A 1,230-nucleotide genomic window follows, 5' to 3' on the forward strand; every position below is an offset into this window, starting at 1 on the left:
GGCGGCGGGACGGGCTCCGACGGCGGGGCCGTGTGCTCCCCGGCAGCCGTCGACCGCTCCTCACTCCCGCCGTCCGTGTACAGGTGGACCGCGCCACCACCGCCACCCAGCGCGGCGACGGCCACCAGCCCCGCCACCACAGCGGTACGGCGGCGTCTGCGGGCCCGGCCGCGGCGACGCTCGGCCCGGCCGGGCGCTCCCTGGTGCACCACCTGCGCCGCGGGCAGGAAGCCGGCGGCCGGGCCGTCCGCCGACGCCGCCACGGGGACGAGGGCCAGGCCCACCAGCAGGCTCTCGGCCGGGACCAGCCCCGACCGGTGCCCCGAGCAGACCGTGCAGCCCCGGGCGTGACGGGACAGCCGCTTGCGCCACAGAGCGGACGGAAGCCCGTCCCACTGGGCGGTGAGGTCCTCCAGCAGGACGCATCGCGGGTGGGCCGCCAGTGCGCGCACGACCACCCGGGCCGCTTCCAGCTGTGCCTTCATCCGCTGCACGCGGACCGCGGTGTGCTGGGCGGTCAGGTCGAGGGCGCAGGCGACCTCGGCACGGGTGAGCTGTCCGGCGGTCTCCAGCCACCACAGGGACAGCAGGGCGCGGTCGTCCTCGTCCAGCCAGCGGGTGGCCTCCGCGACCTCTCGTCGCTGCCCTGTCAGGCCGAGGCGCAGAAGTGTCAGCTCGACGAAGTCCGCCCGGTGGTCGACGACGTCGTGCGCCTCGTGCATCCGCACGGTCGGTATCTCCCCGTGGCCGCGCTCGCGCCAGTGCTCCCGCAGCTGGTTCATGGTGATCGCCACGAACCACGACCGGAAGCTCGCGGGCGTGCGCAGGGTGGGAAGGCCCCGGAGCATGCGCAGCACGCTCTCCTGGACCACGTCGTCGACGTCCGCGTGTCCGTTCAGCGCACGGCCGACGATGTTGTACACAAGGGGCAGATAGGACGCGACGAGCTGGTCCTGAGCCAGCTGGTCGCCCTTCTGCGCCGCCTTGACCAACTTCTGCTCGCGTGCCTCGCCCATGCTGCGCTCACTCTTCCGGGATCCCGTTCCGTCACTTCCCACATTCGGGAGACGCCGTGGGGCGGGGACGATAACAGGAAACCGGGCGCGGGCCGGCGAAACGTTTCTTCATCCACGTTCCCCGGCCGTGGGGGGGCCCCCCCCGCCGGGCGGGGGGCCCGGGCGTTGTGGGGCGGGGGGGGGGGGGGGCACGGCCGGAACGAGGCGGTCAGAG

Annotated in this window: 1 protein-coding gene; it reads right to left on the minus strand. The window is 74.3% G+C overall.

Features of this window, described 5'->3' with window-relative positions:
• Window positions 1-1,016 (minus strand): sigma-70 family RNA polymerase sigma factor (locus ABZ371_RS32730; protein ID WP_358686600.1); only part of this gene is annotated, 1,016 nt, incomplete at its 3' end.
• Between the last annotated feature and the right edge of the window lie 214 nt (window positions 1,017-1,230).

This window comes from Streptomyces sp. NPDC005899, assembly GCF_040629645.1.
In the GTDB taxonomy this organism is placed as follows: domain Bacteria; phylum Actinomycetota; class Actinomycetes; order Streptomycetales; family Streptomycetaceae; genus Streptomyces.